This is a genomic window from Micromonospora mangrovicola, from assembly GCF_047200535.1.
Classification (GTDB): domain Bacteria; phylum Actinomycetota; class Actinomycetes; order Mycobacteriales; family Micromonosporaceae; genus Micromonospora.
On record NZ_JBJZOG010000244.1, the window covers coordinates 1 to 994 of the forward strand.

The 994-nt window shown below is 67.1% G+C and carries 1 protein-coding gene; it reads right to left on the bottom strand.

The annotated features are described in order from the left end of the window. Positions 1-10: 10 nt before the first annotated feature. Entirely contained in the window at positions 11-853 is an 843-nt protein-coding gene (locus tag ACL02O_RS34285; RefSeq protein ID WP_412822335.1) for a transposase family protein, read from the bottom strand. Between the last annotated feature and the right edge of the window lie 141 nt (positions 854-994).

Below are 994 nucleotides of genomic sequence, written 5' to 3' on the forward strand. Positions count from 1 at the left end.
TGAGGTGATCTCAACAAGATTCGGGTAGGTAGCGGTATTCGAAGTGGGTGAGGTGGAGTGCGGCGCGGACGGTGTCGCCGGTTCTTCGTGGGCTGGCGGTGGTGTGGCGTAGGGTGCGCCATCGGCCGGTGAGGATGGCGAAGCCGCGTTCTCCGCGGCAGCGCAGGGATCGAAGGATCGCGTTGTGGGTGCGGTTGTCGACGGCGAGGCGGCGGCCGTCGGCGGGCTGCTTGTAGGGGGTGTGGATGCCCTGGCCAGCGCCTTCGTATCCCGAGTCGGCCAGAGTCGGCAGGTGTAGTTCGGAGGCCGCCCAGTAGAGGGCGCCGGTGACGTCCAACTGTTGGGCGCAGGTCACATCGTGCAGATGCCCGGCAAGCGCATCCGAGGTCCAGATCGGTAGCCCGTCGGGGCGCATCACGGCCTGAATGTTCGCCCCGAAGTCGCGGTGTTTCCCGGAGTACCAGGCGTCGATCGTCTCGCCCTTCACACTCACGGTGGTCTCGGCCACTCGATCGGTGTCGAACAGCTTGCCGTCCAGGATCACGTGCGACCAGCCGTCAGCGGCGACCCGGCGCAGGGCCTCGTGCAGGGTGGGGGTCTGCGCCGCCAGGACCCGCACGGCCTCGGCCACGTACCGGTAGGCGGTCGCCCTCGACACCCCGAACCCGGCCCCGAGCGTGGTCTTGTCCTCGCCTTTGCGGAACCACACCAACACCAGAAGTGCCTGGTAGAAGCACGTCAGCTTCCGGGCTCGACGGCGGGTGCCGACCGCCCGACGTTCGGCGCGTAGCAGCCGGGCTACGTGCTGGACGAGTTCCCTGGGCACGTCGAGCATGGCACGATAGGCGATCACGTGGGGTCCTCACCTCATGGGCTGATCTTGTGGTGAGAACTGCCTATCGAGGGCCCCACGTCCCCTTCAAGCACCGTCCGATAGGGACGGGTTCGCCCGTGTCACGCACGTCAGGCGACGACCCTTGCTGAGATCACCTCA